Annotated in this window: 14 protein-coding genes; 10 read left to right on the top strand and 4 right to left on the bottom strand. The window is 52.2% G+C overall.

Annotated elements, in window-relative coordinates; genetic code table 11:
- Window positions 1–279 precede the first annotated feature (279 nt).
- Window positions 280–1,005, bottom strand: a complete 726-nt coding sequence (locus tag FYJ52_RS09255; protein ID WP_154576941.1) for an MIP/aquaporin family protein — start codon at window positions 1,003–1,005, stop codon at window positions 280–282.
- A gap of 287 nt (window positions 1,006–1,292) precedes the next feature.
- On the opposite strand from FYJ52_RS09255, the gene FYJ52_RS09260 reads away from it, so the two are divergent.
- A complete protein-coding gene (locus FYJ52_RS09260; RefSeq protein WP_154576942.1) occupies window positions 1,293–4,637 on the top strand; it encodes a PD-(D/E)XK nuclease family protein in 3,345 nt (1,114 codons plus the stop codon).
- Entirely contained in the window at window positions 4,621–8,151 is a 3,531-nt protein-coding gene (gene addA / locus FYJ52_RS09265) for a helicase-exonuclease AddAB subunit AddA (RefSeq protein ID WP_154576943.1), read from the top strand. The genes FYJ52_RS09260 and addA overlap by 17 nt, the downstream gene beginning before the upstream one ends.
- A 44-nt stretch (window positions 8,152–8,195) precedes the next feature.
- Here addA and FYJ52_RS09270 read toward each other — a convergent pair whose 3' ends face one another.
- From FYJ52_RS09270 to murC, 3 genes are all read right to left on the bottom strand, one after another.
- Window positions 8,196–8,540 carry a BMC domain-containing protein gene (locus FYJ52_RS09270; protein WP_154576944.1) on the bottom strand — a complete coding sequence of 115 codons (345 nt, stop codon included), beginning with the start codon at window positions 8,538–8,540 and terminating at the stop codon, window positions 8,196–8,198.
- Between the two features lie 93 nt (window positions 8,541–8,633).
- Entirely contained in the window at window positions 8,634–9,935 is a 1,302-nt protein-coding gene (locus FYJ52_RS09275; protein ID WP_154576945.1) for a patatin-like phospholipase family protein, read from the bottom strand.
- 73 nt (window positions 9,936–10,008) lie between these two features.
- The gene (gene murC / locus FYJ52_RS09280) at window positions 10,009–11,496 is read right to left on the bottom strand and encodes a UDP-N-acetylmuramate--L-alanine ligase (RefSeq protein WP_235901590.1); all 1,488 of its coding nucleotides are present in this window, start codon (window positions 11,494–11,496) and stop codon (window positions 10,009–10,011) included.
- 217 nt (window positions 11,497–11,713) lie between these two features.
- On the opposite strand from murC, the gene spoVG reads away from it, so the two are divergent.
- From spoVG to mazG, 8 genes are all read left to right on the top strand, one after another.
- Entirely contained in the window at window positions 11,714–12,046 is a 333-nt protein-coding gene (gene spoVG / locus FYJ52_RS09285) for a septation regulator SpoVG (protein WP_154576946.1), read from the top strand.
- A gap of 184 nt (window positions 12,047–12,230) precedes the next feature.
- The gene (locus FYJ52_RS09290; RefSeq protein ID WP_235901591.1) at window positions 12,231–13,178 is read left to right on the top strand and encodes a bifunctional UDP-N-acetylglucosamine diphosphorylase/glucosamine-1-phosphate N-acetyltransferase GlmU; all 948 of its coding nucleotides are present in this window, start codon (window positions 12,231–12,233) and stop codon (window positions 13,176–13,178) included.
- Between the two features lie 36 nt (window positions 13,179–13,214).
- Window positions 13,215–14,174 (top strand): ribose-phosphate diphosphokinase, encoded by a 960-nt coding sequence (locus FYJ52_RS09295; protein ID WP_154576948.1) that lies wholly within the window; start codon window positions 13,215–13,217, stop codon window positions 14,172–14,174.
- Between the two features lies 1 nt (window position 14,175).
- A complete protein-coding gene (gene pth, locus FYJ52_RS09300) occupies window positions 14,176–14,739 on the top strand; it encodes an aminoacyl-tRNA hydrolase (RefSeq protein WP_154576949.1) in 564 nt (187 codons plus the stop codon).
- Between the two features lie 62 nt (window positions 14,740–14,801).
- Window positions 14,802–18,197: a transcription-repair coupling factor gene (gene mfd, locus FYJ52_RS09305; protein WP_235901592.1), complete on the top strand. Its 3,396-nt coding sequence runs from the start codon at window positions 14,802–14,804 to the stop codon at window positions 18,195–18,197.
- Between the two features lie 47 nt (window positions 18,198–18,244).
- Complete coding sequence (locus FYJ52_RS09310; protein ID WP_154576951.1) at window positions 18,245–19,759, top strand: SurA N-terminal domain-containing protein; 1,515 nt, start codon at window positions 18,245–18,247, stop codon at window positions 19,757–19,759.
- Between the two features lie 23 nt (window positions 19,760–19,782).
- A complete protein-coding gene (locus FYJ52_RS09315) occupies window positions 19,783–21,408 on the top strand; it encodes a putative polysaccharide biosynthesis protein (RefSeq protein ID WP_328598802.1) in 1,626 nt (541 codons plus the stop codon).
- The gene (gene mazG, locus FYJ52_RS09320) at window positions 21,405–22,106 is read left to right on the top strand and encodes a nucleoside triphosphate pyrophosphohydrolase (protein WP_154576952.1); all 702 of its coding nucleotides are present in this window, start codon (window positions 21,405–21,407) and stop codon (window positions 22,104–22,106) included. Before FYJ52_RS09315 ends, mazG begins: the two co-directional genes overlap by 4 nt.
- Window positions 22,107–22,140: the final 34 nt, after the last annotated feature.

A 22,140-nucleotide genomic window follows, 5' to 3' on the forward strand; every position in this document is an offset into this window, starting at 1 on the left:
CTTACTGAATGCATGGCCTGTTTCTATTATTGCTATTTTACCACGGTTGTATGGCAACAGGTGAAAAATGATTGCGATAATAAACAAAGCCTAGAGCGTTTGCCCTAGACTTTGTCTACAGTCTGATAAGCCGACGCGAGTCGGCTTTTTTTTGCTTCGAATTGAATTTTGCGAAAAAAGAAAGGCTGCCTCTTCCGAGACAGCCTTGTGAAAGGTCGCAATAAAATGATAATTATAAATAATATTTGTGTCTAGTTCGTAGGTGAACTAAGCTCTAGCTTAGAGCCAGCCAGCAACCATGTTGCCGAGCAGTGCGCCAACGATACCGCCTAAGATAGGCATGATACCGGAGATCCACATATATCCCCAGTTAGCGTCTTTCTGGTCTGCAGGTTTGATCGGGCAGATTGCGTAAGCAATACGCGGACCCCAGTCACGGGCAGCGTTCATAGAGAACCCTGTGGTTGCACCAAGTGCGAAACCGATGACCATGATGATCAATGCAACAACAAATGCGGATGCGCCGGCTGCACCAACTGCTGCAGGAATAGTCTTGATGAAGAACAGCAGGAAGATTGTTGCAAAGAACTCTGAGAAAGCGTTGGCTGCCGGATTGTCGATAGCCGGTGCTGTACAGAAGATGCCTCTTAATGCTGCATTACCCAATTCAGATGATGCGTCAAACTGCGGTTTGTAGTAGAGGTATACGAGGATACCGCCGACGATCCCGCCGAGGATCTGGCAAATGATATAGCCAGGAACCATAGACCAGCTGAAGCCGCCAATAACAGCTAACGCGATGGTAACAGATGGGTTGAAGTGTGCGCCAGACTGTGCACCAAAGGCCATAGCTGGCAAACCAACTGCAAGACCCCAGCCGAGGATTATATATACAGCGCCAGAACCCTGGAAGTTTGAATGATTAAGTGTGTTGGCAGCGCAGATGCCGTCCCCTAAGACGACGAGCATGATTGTGCCGATAAATTCGGATAAATAAGGAACCATTGTCCATCCCCCTTAAAATATTAAATTATGATAATAGAATTGCATTGTCTGAGCGGCAGGAAATTTCTCCCGAACTCCCTGCCGCGAGATCATTGCGAATCCCTTCACAAACAGTATTATAGATTATCTTAAGGAAAATGTAAAGCCTTTTCATCATAAAATAAGAGATAAAAAATAGAAATGAATGGTAAAAATTGGACTCAAAGATAAAATTTCTAAATAAATGGTACAATTATTCTATCATTCATCACATAAAAATCAAGGATAATTTAAGAGGATAAGTCAAAATGTTGCGAATAATTGCAGGGCGATACGACAAAAGGCGCCCAACGATGACTCAGCTTGTCGACCGGGAAATTGCGGCCCGGCTGAAAAATACGGACGCGCCCATTCTGCTCATTGTGCCGGAACAGTTCACCCTCGGCGCGGAGCAGGCGCTGATCCGCGAGGGCGGGCTCAAGGGGCTGCTCGGTGTCGATGTGCTCAGCCTGAAGCGTTTGGCGGCCCGTGTTTTTGAAGAAACGGGACAGCCCAAAGGACAGGCTGTGGACGAGCACGGCAGACAGATGCTTTTGACTCGGGCTGTCCTCGGCTGCGGCCGGGATCTGAAGGTCTACCAGAAAAGTGCGGCACAGGGGGGCTTTCAGAAAAAAATAGCGGATTTTATCGGCGAGTTTAAAGCCAATCAGCTGAACGCGGCGGATCTCGACGCCGCCATGGATCAGGTGAATCCCGATCGCCTGCTGAGTCGAAAGCTGATGGACATCAAAACCATCCTGACCGCATACGAAGGGTTGCTCGGTGACGAACGCTTTGACGAGGCGGACCGCGCCAAACTTGTGGCTCAGGCGGTCGGGAAGTCGAGACGTATCGCCGAGACGGCTATTTATCTCGATGGCTTCCATACTTTTTCCGAGTCGGATTTTAATATTGTCGGTGCACTCATCGCCGCCGCGCCAGAGGTCACCATGACATTGATCACCGACGACGTCGACAATGGCAGCGACGGCGCCATTTTTGAAATTGCCGAGCAGACGAAGCGTCGTCTGATGGCGATGGCCCGGGACGCAGGGCAGGACGTTGAGGTGATTGATGCTGATGTGCTGGCCTCGCAGTACGACGGCGCGCCCAAAGCTCACCCGGATGCCGGGGATTTGGCGCGGCTTGAAAGCCAATGCTTTGCCGCCATTCCCAAGGCGTCAGGCGATGTGCCGGCGCACATCGAAATCAGCGAATGCAGCGATTTGTGGAGCGAGGCTGAAGAAGCGGCGCGGAAAATCGTCGCGCTGACTCGGGACGGCGGCCTGCATTACGCGGACATCGGCATTCTTGTCGGCAGTCCAGAGGCCATGGGCGGCACCATTCGCCGCGTCTTGAGTTTTTACGACATCCCGTGTTTTGTGGACGCGCCGAAATCGCTGATCGGCCAGCCGCTTGTGGATTGTTTGATTGCCGCCTTCGAGACGGTGGATCGCCATTTTGATGTGCGGGACGTCATGGCCTTCGGCAAGTCGCCGTTCTCGCCGATCGCGGCGGAAGACATTATGGATCTTGAAAATTACGCTGTTGTCATGGGCGTCGATCACAGCCGCTGGCTCACCCCTTTTGAAAAGGATGCGCCGGACATGCCTCGGCCGATTTCGGAACTCAACGGGATCCGCGAAAAAATTATGGCGCCCCTTCTCGGCCTTGAAAAAGGCATGAAGCAGGCCAGAACGTATCGGGAGCGCATTGCGGCAGCCCTCGCTTTCCTGGAGGGGCTCGACGTTCAGAAAACCTTGGACGATGCCGCCGCGGCGGCGGTATCCGATCAGGCCTTTGAAAAAGCGTCGACGGACAACCAGATTTGGAATATCCTGATGACGGTGTTCACCCAAATCGATGCGGCACTCTCTGACGAGCGCTGTTCCCTGAGGGATTTCATGCAGGTGTTTAAAAACGGCATCGACACGTACGACATCGGGATTTTGCCGGAGGATCCGGACGTCGTCGATGTGACGGACCCGTTCAGAAGCCGTCACCTTGGCAAAAAGGTGATGATTGTCATCGGCGCCAACGAAGGGCTGCTGCCGCCGGAGGCCAGCCCGTTTCCGATCCTTTCGGAGCGGGAGCGGCGCGAAATGGCGGCAGTGGGACTGGATCTCCACAACGACAGGCGCTACCTGCAGGTTCAAAATCAGTACACCCTTTATCTTCAAATGGCGTCTGTTACGGAGAAGCTCTTGATTTATTACGCCATGAAGGGGGAAGACGGCAAAGCGCTGCGGCGTTCCCGGCTCGTGAACCAAATCTTAAACGTCTTTCCCAAAATGACGGTCTATTCGACGCTGTTTTTCGATCCGGAACAGTCGTGGGACTGGGTGACAGGGTTTGCCGGAACGGAAAACATCGCCCGCGCCCAGGCCAGCGGCAGCACACCGCGAGTGCGGGCTGTGGCGAATCGGTTTGACGCGGCGGAAACGGTCAGGGCTGTTTCGGCATGGGCACCGTCGTTTTTTGCGCTGGACGACGGTATTGCCGACCAGCTCATCGGTCCGAAACTCGTGCTCAGCGCCACAGACTGCCGGACGTACAGCGCCTGCGCGTGGCGCTACTTCTTAAATTCCCAGCTTCGGCCAGTGCCGCGGGAGCCCTTTGAAGTGACCCTGCCGGATATCGGCAACGTGATGCACCGCATGATCGACGCGTTCTTTAAAGAACTGAACGCTTCGGGCCTGCGCCTGGAGACATTGAGCGCCGACGAACGGGACCGCATGACCGACCGTATTTTAAGCGATATCCTGGCTCGGATTCACGGCGCTGTTTTTGACAGCAGTGCGGCTTTTCATTACCAGGGGCGCAAACTCAGGCGGATGGGCCGGCGCACCATGGGCATGCTCGCCGAACACCTCCAAAAGGGGCAATTCGAGGTGGTGGACAGCGAACATCCCTTTGCCTACGCTCTTGATTCGGCGGGATTGGCGAAGCCCGTCGTCATTCAAGGCAGTATCGACCGGCTCGACCGCATGGATCGGGACGGCGTTAGTTATTATAAAGTTATTGACTACAAAACCGGCACCGACGCCGTCAAACCGGCTGATATTTATTACGGGCTGTCGCCCCAGCTGCTCGGCTACCTTGAGGCGGCGGTGCGCTACGGCCAGAAGCAGCATGAAGATGCGGAGGCTGCGGCAGGGTTTTACTTCCACGTGGCCGACCCCATTACAGACGTCACCGGCAAATCCGACGAAGAGGCCCTGCAGGACGCCGAGAAGCATTTTCAGATGAAGGGGATTTTTCTCGACGATCAGGCTGTCATTTCCGCCCTTGACAGCGAGACAGACGGCGCCTCGAATATTTTCACCGTGGGGAGAAAACAGTCCGAATACCGGTACGCGCCCGAGGGGATGGCCGCAATTCTGTGGAAAAATCAGCAGAACTACCGGGACACCGCTCAGTCTATTCTGTCCGGCGGGATCGCGCCCAATCCGTACATCACAGAGAAAGAAAGGGCTTGCGACCACTGCGGCTGCAGGGAAATCTGCGGATTTGTCAAAGAAATCGACCCGAACATTTTCAGACGCCTGGCACCTATGGATCAGAGTGAATTGCTGGAAAGGATAGAGGAGGAAAAGCATGAAATGGACAACTGAGCAGGAAAAGGCGATCACGACCCGGCACAAAAACCTGCTGGTCTCCGCGGCAGCGGGATCGGGCAAAACAGCGCTGCTGATTGAGCGCATCCGGCGAATGGTCGTCGACGAGCAGATTCCTGTCGATGCGCTTTTGATTTTAACCTTTACCCGGGCAGCGGCCGGCGAGATGAAAGAGCGGCTGACCGCGGCTTTCACCGAGAGCCTGCGGCAGACAGACTCGGAGGATCGAGGGCGAGTGCACTGGCTGGTCGAGCAGATGCAGATTCTGCCGACCGCGTCCATCGACACCTTTGATGCCTTCTGCTCCCGGGTCGTTCGGGAGTATTTTCAGGAAGTCGACGTAGACCCGGATTATCGCATCGGCGATGCCACTGAGCTTACGATGCTCTACACCCAGGCGCAGGATGAGGTCTTCGAGGCGGCCTATCAGAAAATTCCGGAGGACGGCGAGACGGCCTTCAGCCGTCTGATCGACCGCTACACCTCGGCGCGGGGCGATCAGGGGCTCAAAGATCAGGTCGAGCGGATGCGGCATTTTTTAAACGCCTTAGCCGATCCCGAGGCGTGGTGCCGGGAGGCGATTGATGCATTAAAACAAAGCGGCAGGGATTTTGAACATTCCAAATGGCATCAGGTGATCGCTGCCGAGTGTGCCCAGGATCTGGCCGCGGCTGAGGCAGAGCTTGGTCAGGGCCTGGCCATCATCGAAGGGGATGCAGATTTTGCGAAAACCGAAGCCCAGATCAGAGCAGATGCCGCGATGGTTGCCGGGGTGCGGGATATCCTTAAAAAGGAGGAGTGGCCGACCTTTCGAGCGGCGCTGATGGCCGTGCATTTCGACCGTTACAAAAACAATCGCAAAAATAAAGCAGACAGCGACCGCGTTAAGGCTCATAGGGATTACGCCAAGGGCATGGTTGTGAATCTTCAAGATGCCGTCGCGATGGATCCGGCGGCGGAACAGACCGATATCGAGACGATGGCCGAAGCGATGGCGGACCTTATCGCCCTGACCAGGGCGGTGGAGGATCGATTCACGGCGCTGAAAAGAGAGCGGGGCCTTCTCGATTTTGCCGACGTCGACCGCTACGCCTACAAAATCCTCAAGGTGCCCAATATCGCGAAAACCTTCCAGGAAAATTACGAGGCGGTTTTTGTCGACGAGTACCAGGACACCAACGCCCTCCAGGAAGGAATTGTCGCGCAGATTCTGAGACCTGACAATTATTTTATGGTCGGCGACGTCAAACAGAGTATTTACCGCTTCCGCCAGGCTGATCCGTCGATTTTTATCGACAAATACAACACCTACAGCACAGAAAGCAGCAGCGCGAATCAGCTGATCACCCTCGGAAAAAATTTCCGCTCGGGCAAAGGGGTCGTCGACAGTGTCAACGCGCTGTTTGAAAAGATCATGGGGCCGGAATTTGGCCAGGTCGCTTACGACGAGAAGGCGCGCCTGGTGCAGGGCGCAGCGGGAGACGGCCCGGTATCGCCAACTGTGGTTCGGGTCTTCGAAGCGTCAAGCGGCGAGCGCCTCGAAAAAGAAGGCGCTTGGATCGCCGAACAGATTGCGGCGATGGTGGGACAGCCGATCACCTTGGCCAAGACTGGAGAAACACGAACGCTTCGCTACAGAGACATCGCCATTTTGATGCGCGTCACGGGGAGCGGACGGGGCGAGCAAATTGCGCAGATGCTTTCCAATCAGGGCATTCCAGCGTATTATGAAGGCGGTGCGCCTTATTTCAGCGCGCCGGAAATCGAATGGGTGCTGGATTTGATCCGCATTGTCGACAATTACCGCCAGGACATTCCCCTCATGACGGTCATGCTTTCGCCGATCGGCGGCTTTTCTGCTGACGAGATGGCGCAGATTCGTATCGCCGGCGATGAGAAGACGTTCTACGCATGCGTGGATGCCGTCAGCGCTCAGGGGACGCCCCTTGGCATGAAACTACGGCAGTGGCTCGACCAGCTTAAAAAATGGCGCGCACTGGCCTACGGCGCGGAGGTGTCCGATTTTCTTTGGCAGCTCTACACCGAAACGGGGTTTTACATCTGGGCCGGCAGTCTGCCGGGAGGCAGGCAGCGTCAGAAAAATTTAGACGCGCTGATCGATAAGGCCCAGGATTATCAGGCGTCGACCCTTCACGGAATTTTCCGCTTTGTGGATTATGTCGAACAGGTTCAGAAACGCACCGACGGCAGCGATTCGCCGGGGATTCTCAGTGAAAATGACGATGTCGTTCGGATCATGACCATTCATAAAAGCAAGGGGCTTGAATTTCCGGTGGTCTTCCTGGCTGATACAGGGCACCAGTTTAATTTGATGGAAAGCCGGGAATCGATCATTTTAGACAAAGACCTCGGCATCAGCCCGGAATACATCGACGGCGAAAGACGCATCCGCCGAAAGACGGCGGTGCACCAAATCGCAGTGCAGAAAAATAAACTCGAGAATCTCGCTGAGGAAATGCGCCTGCTCTACGTCGCGATGACCCGCGCGATGGAGCGGCTCATCATCACGGGGAGCGTCGACAAGTTGGAGAAGGCGGCAGCAAAATGGGAAGCGCCCTGCGATCCATCGCGGCTGAGAGCCTGCAGAACGCCATTGAATTGGATCATGCTCGCCCTTTACAGCCCGGGCAGCCCCAACGGGGCAAACAGCCCGGCTTATACCATCATCACAGGCAACAGCGGCGCGTCTGAAACGACGGCCATGGCAGAGCCGGCGACGGCGGATACAGGCTGTTCGCCACAGGACATCTCGGAAATCGAGCGCCGAATGGCTTGGCGCTACCCGAAAAAAAGCGGCAGGCGAGTGCCGTCGAAAATCAGCGTGACCGAGGTTGAGACCCTGCGCCATCAGCGGCGTCCCTTTGAAAAAATCGTCGAGCGCCAGCCCATACCGGATTTTCTGCGCGAAGCGGAAGCGGCTTCGCCATCCTATTCGGCAGCAGAGTTGGGGACGGGCGTCCACACGGTGCTGCGCCACCTGAATCTGGAAAAATTAAGAGACGTGCCAGATGAAAAGCTGTTGGATGCCGTTCAGGCTGAGGGCAGAGAAATGGTCAGCCGGGGCCAAATCGACGCGCCGCTATTTGACGCGATCGAAAAAAACGGCGGCCTCGCCCACGCGTCGGCCTTTATGGGTTCGAAGCTCGGCCGGCGCATGGCAAAGGCGAAGCGGGTCGAACGGGAATGGCCCTTTGATTTGGAAATGCCTTCGGAAAAAATCGCCTCAGATTTGGCGCAGCCCTCCGTGCTGCTCCAGGGGATGATCGACTGCTGTTTTTTGGAAACGCGAAAGGGCGAAAGGGGATGGATTCTTTTAGACTACAAGACCGACCGCTGGCGTGACCGGGAAACCGGAGGCCAAAAAGCGGTGAAAAAATACAAAACCCAGATTGACATTTACCGCCAGGCTCTGGAAGCGTTGACGCCTTACCCGGTGTGGGAAAGTTATCTATGCTTTTTGACCATGGAAACGTGCATAAAAATAGGCTGAAGGATAAACCTTCAGCCTTATTTTTGTGGCGGCAAATGCCGTAATTACTGAATATTGGCCAGAACTTTTTCGCGGCTGGGATGATCCTTTTCGTTGAGGATCGCCTTGAGCGCGGTCTGGACCGAGCGGATCTTGCCCATAATGCCGATGGTGATAAAGGACTGGGGGCAGTTGCCGACAATTTCGTAAGCGCCGACGTCGCTGGCCTTGACGGCGATATCTGCGCAGAACAGCATGTCTGGGATGCTGCCTTCGACGAGCAGAACAGCGCCGATGCCGTCATCGCCGAATTCTTCCATGGCTTTGCGTTGGTCAGGACGCATTTTCCCGCGGATCATGCGGAGCGTGTTGTCGTCTGGTTTGGAAATAAATTGATATCTAACGTTCATTTGAAATCCCTCTCACTGCTTTATAAATGAAAATATCTCTTACGCTTATCATAGTATGAATAAAAACAGTTGGCAAGTTAATATTTTACACGATTATGCAAAATTTAGCGCAATGGCCTGAATATAGTAGAAGGTGATCAGGCTCAAAATGAGTTCCGGGGCCGCCTGTTCCCTGAAGGCGCTGATTTGTTCGACCGACAAGGATTCAGGATGGACAGCAATCGCCCGGACGCAGTCGAAGAAACTCAGCTCTGAGGTGCCCTCGATTGTAGGCGCATTGTGTTTGAGCGTTTGTTCGGCCCAGTCCAGAATTTCGAAAATTAATTGGTCGGGCATGTAAATATTAAGCTTTGGCACATGAACGACCCAAGCTGTCATTTCGATCATCGCGAGAATCGTATTGTCAGACTTGCGCCAGCTGGAACGATTCATCAGCGCCAGAATCTTTTCCAAAATGTCGACCTGCTCTAACGCTGTATAAGGCTTGGAAATATCGAGCAGGGCCATCAAAATCTGACACTCGACCGGCAGTTTCGGTGGAAAACCAATGTGCGCGACCACCAAATCGAAAAATTGATGGGGCCCGTGAGGGTTGATGTAGAGTTTTCGGCCGGTGAGCTGATTCAGTGCCTTCAGTGTGTCGAGATAACCGAGCTTAGCATGTCGATGGTGGTCCTGGCCATATGCCGCCGCATTCTTAGGCGCAGACAGATCGAGATACTCTGAACTTTGAATCGTCAAAAAAGATAAATCCCGTTGATTTTTGCGCACCGCCCGGCGGACCTCCACAGGGGAGTAGCCGACGGCCATGAGTTTTTTGCAGGGAAGGAGGACGGCCGTTTCAAGGGGCATTTCAGACAGAAAGCCGGATTCGAAATAAGTGGCGTCCTGATCTCTTTGGGTGCGGAAAACCGGAAAGACCGCGCCGAGCAGCAGCGTCGGGATGAGTTGTCCTGTGGGAATTTCCTCGATCGTGCGTTTGACGATGCTCAGACTCTGCGGATCGATGGTGATGAGAATTAACCGGCAGGAGGAGCGCCGAATGACGGTTTCGTCAAGATAGCGGGACAATAATCTTCTTAAAGGCATGGCCTTCTGTACGAAGGTTTGTAAAAATTGCAGGCGAAAATCGTGAAAATTGAGATCCGACCAGTACTGCAGGTAGAGACCGGCAATACTGTCGTTGAGCGCCGTGATTTTTTCGAACACGGCGTCAGAAAGGAATTGAGAAATCTGATGGCGGTCCTTTTGGGCGATCAAAGCCGCAGCGATCCCTCCGATCGACGAACTGGCTACCCAGTCCAGATGGAGGTTCGCTTCGTTTAAAGCCTGCCAGGCGCCCAGCTGAAAATCCGCCTGAGTGCCATTCCCATTTAAGAGCAATCCGTATCTCATGATTTCGTCAATTCCTTTTAAATTTTAATTGAACTGATTCGACTTGTTTCTTATTTTATATATCGAATAAATATTATGCTTCGGGCAGCTTGTAGGGCGCATCAGGATACTTTTCACGCAGTGCGTCGACGAGCATGTAGGCGACTTTATTGATATCTCCGGCGCCGGCGACGAGTACCAGATCGCCTTGTTCGAGATTATCCGTCAAAAATTTGGTGATGTCTTCAAATTCAGAAATGACGACCGACGGCACGTGGTGACGCTGCTTGATGCGTTTGGCCAAGTCTTCTGGGAAGATGTCCCATTCATTGGTTTCCCGATTGGAATATATTTCGCTGATGATCAGCTTATCGACCTGATTGAAGGAGTCGACAAATTCGTCAAACAGGTAATAAATCCGCGAATAAGAGTGCGGCTGATACACGACCCAAAGGTTGTTGTGTTCGTGGTGCAGACAGGCGTCGATGACGACTTTGAGCTCAGTCGGATGATGGGCGTAGTCTTCGTAGACGTTGATGCCGTCCACCTGGCCGCGGAACTCGAAACGGCGTTTGGCGCCGCTGAACTGGTCGAGGGCTTTTTCAATCGCTTCCGTGCCGACGCCGAGGTAATCGGCACAGGCGATGCAGGCCAGCGCGTTGAGCACGTTATGCTGTCCCGGAACGCGCAACTGGTAGTGGCCGGTGAATGTGCCGCCGTGGTAGGCGTCGAAAGCCGGGTTGCCGTTGTTGTCGTAAGTGATGTTCTTCGCAACCCAGTCATTTTTGTCGCTGAGCCCGTAGGTGACGACTTGACATTTCAAGCCTTTGACCGCATCGAGCACGTCCTGAGAGTCGCCCCAGGCGATCATCAGTCCATCAGGCGGGATGATTTCGCCGAATTCGTGGAAAGAGTGTTTGATCTGTTCGAGGCCGCCCTTGAAATAATCGAGGTGGTCTTCTTCGATGTTGGTGATGATCCCGATGTTGTGGGAGGTCTTCAGGAAAGAGTCGACGTATTCGCAGGATTCGATGACGAAATAATCGCTCTGACCGAGAGCGGCGTTGCCGCCGAAAACCGGAATATTGCCGCCGATGCTGACCGACGGATCGAGATCTGCACAGTGGAGAATGGTCGCAATCATCGAAGAGGTCGTCGTCTTGCCGTGGGTACCGGCGACGCCGATGGTCTTCGGGAAAATTTCGGAGAGCAGTCCAAGGTAATTGGCCCGTTCAACCTTCGGGATGCCGAGAGCGTCTGCGGCGACCATTTCCGGATTGTCCGGATGGATCGCGGCGGTGTAGACCACCAGATCGATGCCGTCGTGAATATTTTCGGCCTTCTGGCCAATGTGGACCGCAGCTCCGCGGCTTGAGAGTAATGCTGTATATTTGGAATTCACCTGATCAGAGCCTTCGACATGAAATCCCTGCTCAAGGGCAATTTTTGCCAGACCGCTCATGCTGCTGCCGCCGATACCGATGAAGTACAGCGTTTCAACAGGATGGCCAAATTTTTCAGACAAATGTTTTTTCATATCGTGTTTTGACGATACTGAAATTGTATTTCCTTTTATATTCAATCTTGTCTCCTTCTTTATATGACAAAAGATTTTTCGTTTATTATATCAATTGGCTCTGTTGAACGCAAATGGTTATCATCCCACCATTTTTTCTTTTGAGAATAAATCTCATAAAAAAATTAAAAATGGTTTAAAACCAACCAATTTTATGATAACATATACATATAAAAAGCGTGGCTATGACTATTAAGATAAACTGCGGAAGGAGGGCCGAAAAATGACGATCACAGATATTCGCGTCCGAAAAATCTATCCAACTGGGAAAATGCGCGGCATTGTCTCCGTCACTTTTGACGATGAGTTTGTTGTGCACGACATCAAAGTAATTGAAGGACAGAATGGATTCTTTATCGCAATGCCGAGTCGCAAGACGCCAGAAGGTGAATTCAAAGACATCTGCCATCCGATTAAATCGGAAATGCGCAAGATGATGCAGGATGCCGTTCTGGCAGCGTACGACGAAGCCGCGAAAGCGCAGAAAGAAGAAGAAAACAATCAAGATCAGGAAAATGAGTCGCACACGTTAGAAGTAGATTATGAAGAAGAGTGAGGTTAAAAGAGAGGGTTAGCGCCTTCTCTTTTTTTATTACGCGAAATATTCAAAAAGATTATCGTCAAAAATCAAATTTATCCGGTAGACTTTTCAGAGATAAAAAGGTATTATAGGAAATAATTGGGCTTTAAGCTTTTTGTGTTTTAAACCTAAAATTATTGGATAGGAAAGAATGGAAAAGATGAAGCAAACAAAAGCAGTTATTTTAGCGGCGGGGAAGGGCACGCGGATGCGCTCCCGAAAGGCTAAAGTCCTGCATCCGATCTGTGGGAAGGCGTTGGTTGATCACGTCATTGCGGCGAACCGGGAAGCCGGCATTCAAGACATCGCAGTGATCGTCGGCTATCAGGCCGATGCGGTGCGGGCAGCATTGCCCAAAGACGTCGTGAGCTACGAGCAGACCGAGCAGCTTGGCACGGGTCATGCGGTCATGCAGGCCTTGCCGTTTTTTGAAGGGTTCGACGGCAATGTACTGATTCTCGTCGGCGACGCTCCGCTGATTCGAAGTGAGACCCTCGAAAAACTCGTCGAGGCGCACGAAACGGGCGGTTACGCGGCGACGGTGCTCACCGCGAATTTTGACGATCCGACCGGTTATGGCAGGATGATGAAAGACGGCGACGAGCTTGTCAAAATCGTCGAGCAGAAAGATGCGACCCCTGAAGAACAAAAGATTCACGAAATTAATTCCGGCATGTATTGCTTCGATGCGGCGGCACTCTGCGCGGCGCTGTCGAAAATGACCAATGACAACGCCCAGCATGAATATTATCTGACCGACAGTATTGAAATACTGAGATCGGCGGGTAAGCGCGTCGGCACATTCCCGACGCCGGATTACCGCGATATCGTCGCGGTCAATTCCAAAGCGCAGCTTGCAGAAGCCGCGGCCATCATGCGGGACCGCATCAATGAAAAATGGATGGATGCCGGCGCCCTGATTGTCGACCCGAAACAGACGTACTTAAGCTGCGACACAACAGTCGGTCAGGACGCTGTAATTTATCCGGGTGTTATCACAATTGGCAAGGTGCATATCGGCGCAGGCGCAGTGGTTTACCCATCTGTCATCGTCGATCGCGATATCGATGACGGCGAAATCGTTCAAGCGTATCAACAGCTGCAGTAAATATAAAGGATTCTATACTGGAGGATTTTATTAAAAATGGATGGAAATTTTAGCGGAACTAAGATCATTACGGGCAACGGCAATAAAAAGCTGGCCGAAGACATCGCAGCGTATTTGGAATTGCCGCTGTGCAACGCGGACGTCCTGCACTTCAGCGACGGCGAGATTGGCCTGAATATTAATGAATCGGTCAGAGGTTCGGACGTTTTCGTCATTCAGCCAACCAGCGCGCCCTGTAATGACAACTTGATGGAGCTTTTGATCTTGATTGACGCGCTGAAGCGCGCATCTGCAGGCAGAATCACCGCTGTTATGCCTTACTTTGGCTACGCAAGACAAGACCGCAAGGCGAAATCCCACGATCCGATTACGGCAAAGCTCGTCGCCAATTTGATCACAACCGCAGGCGCTGACCGCATTTTGACCATGGATCTGCACTCCAACCAGATTCAGGGATTCTTCGATATTCCGCTCGATCACCTGACCGGCGGCAGCATCATCGCGCGGTATTTTGCAGCTGAAGATCTCGATAATTTGACGGTCGTGGCCCCGGACGCAGGCTCGGTCAAACGGACCCGCAAGCTGGCCAGAGCACTGGGCGTGCCTTTTGCGATTATCGATAAGGAAAGACCAAAACCAAACGAAGCGGAAATTATGGGCGTCATCGGGGATGTCGAAGGCAAAAACTGCATCATGATCGACGACATGATCGACACCGCCGGTACGATTACCGCTGGGGCGAACGCCATCATGGAACTTGGTGCGGCTTCTGTCAGAGCAGGCTGTACCCATGGCGTTTTCTCCGGACCGGCTATGGACCGCATCGAAAAATCTGCCCTGGAAGAAATTGTCACTCTGGACACCATTGAAATTCCAGAAAGCAAGAAAATCGATAAATTAAAGATCTTGTCATCCGCTGATGTTTTCGGCCGCGCCATTGATTACATTCATCTGGGACGTCCGCTGAGCCGCCTGTTCACTGGGAATTACAGCTAAAATGTACATCATTGCAGGACTCGGAAATCCAGGCCCACGTTATGCCAATACCCGGCATAACGTGGGCTTTATGACGATTGATGCCTTGGCTGAGAAATGGTCGGTTCCGGTTGATAGATCCGAGCATCAGGGCCTGACCGGAACGGCGCGGCTCGGCAGTGAAAAAGTGATGCTCGTTAAGCCGCAAACTTATATGAACGAGAGCGGGCGGTGCGTCGGCGAGCTGGTGCGATTTTATAAGATCGATCTGGACCATTTGATTGTGGTTTATGACGATATCGATCTCGATCCCGGGCATTTAAGAATTCGGAAAAAAGGCGGCGCTGGCACGCACAACGGCATGAAGTCGGTGGTTGCATCCCTCGGAGGCGGTGATTTTCCTCGCATCCGTATCGGAGTCGGCGCACAGCCGCCGCAATGGGATTTGGCGGACTACGTGCTCGAAAATTTGTCGGGCGATGCAGAAAAGACGATCAAAGCAGCAGTCGAACAGGCGGCGAAGGCGGCGGAGATGATCGTAAAAGACGGCGTCGACTTGACGATGAACCGCATGAATGTGCATTAACAGCGTGATTTGAAATGAATCGGGAACTTTACAATTTTTTTGATACCAAAGCAAGCCGGACGATGATCAAAAGTCTGAAATCCGGACAGTCTATCAACCTTTCAAACGTTAAAGATGGTTTGAAAGGTTTTTTGTCGTTGTTCATTGCTCATCAGCTCAAGATGCGTGTGCTTTACATCGCGCCGACAGACACCGATGCGGAAAAGCGGGCGCAGAAAATTGCAAGCTGGGATTCGGAACACACACTGTATTTCCCAGCAAAACCGGTGCACGATTATTTTACAGAAGCCCACAGCAGCGAAATCACAGAAAAACGCATGGCCGCGTTGGATCGTCTACTTTTTGGCCGCAGCCACGATGTGGTCGTCACATCGATTCAGGCCTTGATGCAGAAAATACCGGTGGCCTCTGCCTTTAAAAAGAAGATTTTGACAGTGAAGGCGGGGCAGCGAATGGACCCGCTGACGCTGACCAGACAGCTGGCTGATCTCGGCTACGTCGATGCAGATCAGGTCGAGGCTCACGGTCAGTTTGCCCGACGGGGCGAAATTGTCGATTGTTTCCCAATGAACGGCGATCAGGCACTGCGCATTGATTTCTTTGACGACGAAATTGAGAGCATTGCCCCTTTTGATATCCGCACCCAGCGCAGCGCGGCGGAAGTCAAGCGCGCTGTGATTTTGCCGGCGGACGAAAACGCAATGCCGGTCGCGGTGCAGGATGCTCTATTGAATCAAATGGTCAAGCAATACGGGCAGGATCCGGGCTACGCGGAACGGATTGGCGCGATCACGACGGCGCCAGCCGATTATTTCGAGGCGTTAAAGGCTTTTGGGGACAATGAGAGCACCGCTTTAAGCACGTACCTCGGATCGAATTGGGCGGTGTTCTGGGATGACCGCGCACATTGCGAGGACAGTGCCGACACTTTTCTCGAAAAGACTTTCCAGGATTTTGAAAATCTTCTGGACGAGAAACTGATGTTCCCAGAGGAACAGGATAAATTTTTTGATTTTGGATCCTGCTGCAGCTTTTTAGAGGGGCACCCCGCTGCTGACGCCAGACTCTTTTCAGAAGGCCCGAAAGATAAAGACATCGACTGCGATTCCAAAAGCGTCGAAAGCTTTGCCGGACGGCTGACTGTTTTTGCTGAATACACCAAGCGGCATATCGAAGGCGGCGATCGGGTTGTGATCTGCTGCCGGGACAAAAAAGGCGAAAAGCAGATGCGCGATGTCCTCGCGTCGTACGACATCGGCGAATTCAGCGACGGCCAGACCCCTGGCGTATTTTTCCTGAAGGGGGATATTTCCGAGGGCTTTGAGCTGCCCCGTGCGCGGCTCGTTTTTTTAAGACAGCTGGAAATCTTAAAGGAAGGCAGGAAGAAAAAGCGCCGCCGCCAGACGAAGCACGCGCGGAAAATCGATTCTTTTACGAGCTTGTCCATCGGCGACTACGTCGTCCACGATATTCACGGCATCGGTGTGTACCAAGGCATTCAAAAAATGACCTTTGGCGACACGACGAAGGATATGATGGTCATCGCTTACCACGGCGACGATAAACTTTATCTGCCGGTGGAACAAATGGACGCCATTCAGGTTTACATCGGGACCGGGGGGGACCGAAAACCAAAGGTCAATACCCTTGGCCGGCCGGATTGGAGCCGGACAAAGTCGAGAGCGAAAAAGGCGGTCGAAGAAATGGCCGACGATTTGATCGCCCTGTACGCGGCCAGACGTCAAGCAAAGGGGTTTGCCTTCAGCGCGGATACGCCTTGGCAGAAGGAATTTGAAGACCGGTTCCCTTACGAAGAAACCGACGATCAGCTCCGCTGTATTGAAGAAATCAAGGGCGATATGGAAAAGCCGGTGCCGATGGACCGGCTGCTCTGCGGCGATGTGGGCTACGGCAAAACCGAAGTGGCCCTGCGTGCTGCTTTTAAGGCGATCATAGACAACAAGCAGGTGGCCTTCCTCGCGCCGACGACAATTTTGGCGCAGCAGCATTATCAGACGATGGTGGAACGCTTCAAGGACTTCCCGATAACGGTCGAGGTGCTCAGCCGCTTCAGAACGCCGAAGCAGCAGAAACAAATCGTGAAAGACTTAGCGGCGGGGCGGATCGATCTGATCGTCGGCACGCACCGGCTGCTCTCAAAGGATATTTCCTTTAAGGACTTAGGCCTGCTCGTCGTCGATGAGGAGCAGCGCTTCGGCGTCAAATCCAAGGAGAAGCTCAAAAATTTCAAGGAGAACGTCGATACGTTGACTCTGTCGGCAACGCCGATTCCGAGAACGCTGCACATGTCGATGTCCGGCATCCGGGACATGAGTATTCTCTCAGAGCCGCCCGCGGGAAGGCGGCCGGTGCGCACCTACGTGCTTCGGAAAAATCCAGTGGTGCTTGCCGATGCGATTGAGCAGGAGCTCGGCCGCGGCGGGCAGGTTTTCTTTGTCCACAATCGGATCAAAGATATCCAGGAAACGGCAGCCCAGATCGGGAAGATGGTGCCCAACGCGCGGATTGTCGTGGCCCACGGGCGCATGGCACCGGAAATGATTGAGACGATTATGAGCCGTTTTCTCGAGAGGGAGTACGACGTGCTGGTTACCACGGCGATTGTGGAATCCGGGCTCGATATCAAAAACGCGAACACGATGATCGTCGACGACGGCGATAAGATGGGGCTGTCTCAGCTGTATCAGCTCAGAGGGCGCGTCGGCCGCTCCAACCGCCAGTCGTATTGCTACATTTTGTACGACAGGCAGGTGCTCTCCGAGGTGGCGCAGAAGCGACTCAAAGCGATTAAGGACTTCACGGCTTTCGGGTCGGGATTTAAAATCGCGATGCGGGATCTTGAAATTCGGGGCGCCGGCAATATTCTCGGAGCGGCGCAGTCCGGCCACATGTTCAATATCGGTTACGAAATGTACTGCAGAATTCTGGAAGAAACCGTGGCTGAGCACATGGGCGAACCTGTGGCGCACAAGGAAGCGGCGCCGGTGAAAATCGCGATGAATGTCGACGCCTTTATACCAGAAAAATATATCGCAAGCGAAATCGTCAAATACGACGTGTACAAAAAAATCGCAACCATTTCCGACGAAGAGGACGCGCGGTTGGTCGAGGACGAATTGACTGACCGCTTCGGAAAAATGCCGCAATCCGTGCGCAATCTTTTAACGCTGTCTTTGATGAGCAGTCTGGCCAGCGCCCATCCAATGACCGAGATTCGGGAAAGAGGCGACAAAATTCTGTTTTTCTTCGACGAACATGCGGCGATCGATATGCCGGACGGCGCTGTGATTCAGAAGCTGTTTGACCATTTTGACATTAAATTTAAGGGCGATCCCCGCCGGGACAACGTCTGGTCCATCGGCGTTCGCGGGCAGAATGCCAGAACGCGATGCCAAACGGTCATCAAATTTCTTAAAATGTGGAATGATCCAGCCTAAATGTGATATGATTACACCATAATTTTGAATGGACAAAGGAGAACGTTTTGAAAAGACGAGATATGGGAAAGAAATGGCTGAAGGCAGCGGCGCTGCTCCTCTGTGTCGCCATGATTGGCCTCTGGACGTCTGGGTGCGCATTGGTGAAGGTCAACGGCGTCAGGGACAGAGCACAAGTCATTGCTGAAATTAACGGAAAAAAGATTAAAAAGGATGTCTTTAACAACACCATGGCTTACATGGCGCTGACCTATTCGGTTAATGGCCAGTCCATGCCGACCGGTTCAGACCTCAAGACATTGAAGCAGGACACTTACGATCAGCTGATCCAGACCGAAATTTTCGCAGCAAAGGCAAAAAAGGATAAGCAGAAAGTTGACGAAGCGGCGCAGCGCAAAGCCGGTCAGAAGGCCTACAAGTCGCTGAAAAAGGAAGCAGGTAAAAAATACAGCGGCTTGCTCGACACTTACCTGACCACAGACAAATCCTTCGCAGCTTTTATGGAAGACAACGCAGTGACCACGGCCTACGCACAGAAGGCCGTCGCTCAATACGACAAGAAGCTTTCAAAAAATCCGGACGCGTTCTTAAACACAGCGGTCGGCACTGTAGAGGGCAAGAAGGTATCCCACAGCGAGTATTATTATCAGATGATTCAACAGACGCTGTCGGCTTACGCGAGCTCCGGCCAGGCGCCGTCCGCTGACAGCGCGACCCAGAAACAGCTGGGCCGCAAGGCTTTCAAGGCGATCAACACCGAAGGCAAGTGGATCGCCTACTGCAAGAAACACGACATCAAAATCACAAAGGCTGCGATCGACAAGCAGAACGACGCGCTGACGTCGTACACCCGGCAATTCTTCCAGTCGGACAGTGTGCTTAAAAGCTACCTTGCCGAAAATTTTGAAGGCTTCAATCTCGACGCCTACAAGAAAGAACAGCGGAAGAGCGCGAAAGCTGCGGCAGCAAAAAAAGCCGTTCAGGATAAAATATACAGCGGTGTCAAAGTGACAGACAAAGCGATGGAAGATTACTACAACGATCACAAGGACACCTACAGTCCGAGCACGGTTTCAGCCTGCCACATTCTGACGACCAATAAAAAACTGGCCCAGGAAATTTATCAAAAGGCCAAAAACGTCAGATCCAAGCGCGCTTTTGAAAAGATCATGGACGAATACAAGGACAACGACAAGGTCGAAGAAGCGAAAGATTTGGGTGCGTTTAAAAGCAGCGACATGGTGGAAAACTTTTCAAAGGCAGCATTCAGCGCAAACAAAAACTCAGTTGTCGGCCCGATTCAGACCTCGTATGGCTATCACGTGATTTACGTCTACGACAAGAGCTCCGGCAGCAAAGACAGTTGGAAAAATCACAAGGCGGCACTGAAGAAGGCAGTTCAAAAAGAAAAGGGCAAGCCGGAATATCAGAAACTTTCGAAAAAATTTAACAAGGCTACCCGTTTGCGTATGGACAATCCGATTCAGTCCGCTTCAGAATTGTATGCGGACAAATTGAAGAAGACATTCAAGGTTAAGACTTACGAAAAGCGCATTAGATAATTGAAGTGGTTCAGAGGATTAACGTGAGTAAAAAAGCAAGTAGTTACTTAAAGGGTGCCACTATTTTAACCGCAGCCGGTTTTTTATCTCGGCTGCTTGGTTTGTTTTTTAAGGTTCCTTTATATCGAATTGTCGGCAGTTTCGGCAACGGCATTTACGGCAATGTGACCAATATTTACAACATGCTCTTGATGGTGTCGACGGTCGGAATCCCTGTCGCGATCTCCAAGATGGTTTCAGAAAGCACAGCGGTTGGCGACTACCGCGGTGCGAAAGACGTGTTTAAAGTGTCGACGGCAGCACTTTTGGTATTAGGCGCGGTTTCCAGCATGATTTTGGGATTTGGCGCTCACGCTATTATCCGCTTGGCTCATTGGCCGAAGGAAAGCTACGCGGCGATCATCGCCATTGCGCCGGCGCCTTTTATCATCTCGGTTTGCTCATCCTTTAGAGGCTTTTTTCAAGGCTTTCAAATCATGACGCCGACGGCCGTCTCTCAAATTCTCGAACAAATTGTCAGAGTTGCCCTCGGCATTTTCCTGTGCTGGTATTTTATGCAAGGGGCGATGCGCAGTGTCGGCAAAAGCGTCGGCGGCGCGGTTTTTGGCGCGACAGCCGGCGGGATTATCGCGGCGCTTTTCCTGGCTTATGTCTTCTGGATTTTTATGTCCACGTACCGAAAAAAGCTCAGAACGACGACGCGAAAACGGCCAAGACGCTGGCAGAGTATTTTGAAACGCCTTATCATTATTGCGATCCCGGTCACACTGACGTCGGTGATCGTCTCGTTATTTGCGACGATTAATTCTTTCATCTACGTTGGCCGGCTCAGCGTTGCGGGCATTTCCGCGCACACCGCAACGGAAATGTTCGGCGATTTTACCAACGTAGATACGTTGGTGAACGTCCCCCTTGTGATTTCCTCTAACCTCGCGGTGGCCATGATTCCGGCCATATCGGAATCCTTTGCGCTGCGCGAAAAGAAATTGATGAATCACAAGATCGATTTGGCGATCCGCATCATTATTCTGGCTGGACTGCCGTTTTGTGTCGGCATGTCTGTTTTGTCGACCGCTATTTTCAGACTGCTCTTCCCGGGGTCCAAATACGGACCGGGCATGCTCCAGGTTTTCGCTTACGCGACGATGTTCATGATGCTCTCGAACACGTTCCAGAGCATTCTCCAATCCATTGACCGGTTTCGCGTGCCACTGGTGACCCTGAGCCTTGGCATCATTGTGTTCACGGTGACGGGGTGGATCACTATGGCTATTCCAGCGATCAACATTTACGGGATGGGGATCGACTATATGCTGACGTTCATCTATTTGACGGTGGCCAATTACGCCTGTGTCAAGAAATTTACCGGTGTGCGCATTCATTGGCGCCAGTCGGTGTTGAAGCCGATTGTATCGGCAGCCGTCATGGGGCTGGCAACGGCGGCCGTCTACAATGGGCTTTTCCCGCATATTGGCAACGTGCTTTCGATACTGCTGGCTTTCGTTGCAGCTGTATTGGTTTATAGCTTTATGATCGTGTTCACAGGCGTCTTATCTGACGAAGAAATGGATGTCATGCCTGGGAAAAACAAACTGATGCCGATTTATCACCGCATTGTCGGTTTGCGGAAAAGGGTGTTCAGCCGATGAAAAATCCGAAAGACTGTCTCGCTTTAGATTTCCGGGAGCTGTCGACACTGCGCGCAGTGATGGCAGCGTTGCGGTCAGAAGACGGTTGCCCGTGGGATAAAAGACAGACCCACAGCTCGCTCAAGCGCTATTTATTAGAAGAGACTTACGAGGTCATTGATGCCATCGATCAGCAGAATATCGAAAATCTGGTTGAGGAGCTGGGCGATTTGCTGTTTCAGATTATCTTTCACGCACAGATCGGTGAGGAAGACGGCGATTTTACGATGGCAGACGTCATTCAGGGTATCAATACCAAAATGATATACCGACATCCCCACGTTTTTGGCGACAGCACGCCGGAAGAGGTGGACTGGGAAAAACTCAAAGCAAAGGAAAAACACACCACATCTTTGGCTGACGAGCTGCACCGAATTCCGAAAGATTTTCCGGCACTGATGGCTTCAGAAAAAATCCAGAAGAAGCTTGCGAAAAGCGGCGGCCGCGAAACGGATGTGTCCTTTGATTTGGCACAGATCCGTACGGCGGCTGATACGCTGGAGACGCAAGAAGGGCAGAAGGAAAAAGCTGAAGCCCTTCAGAAGATTCTGGCGGCGTCCGCTGATTTGGCGCGGTTAAACGGTTTTCAGCCTGAGTTATTGCTTAAAGAATACAACACTCAGATGATCGATGCGCAGAAATTGGACGCAAATCATTAATTTTTCTCATTTCAGCACAGAAATTGCTTGTCTT

Origin of the sequence: Pseudoramibacter porci (assembly GCF_009696145.1) — a bacterium.
Taxonomy (GTDB): domain Bacteria; phylum Bacillota; class Clostridia; order Eubacteriales; family Eubacteriaceae; genus Pseudoramibacter; species Pseudoramibacter porci.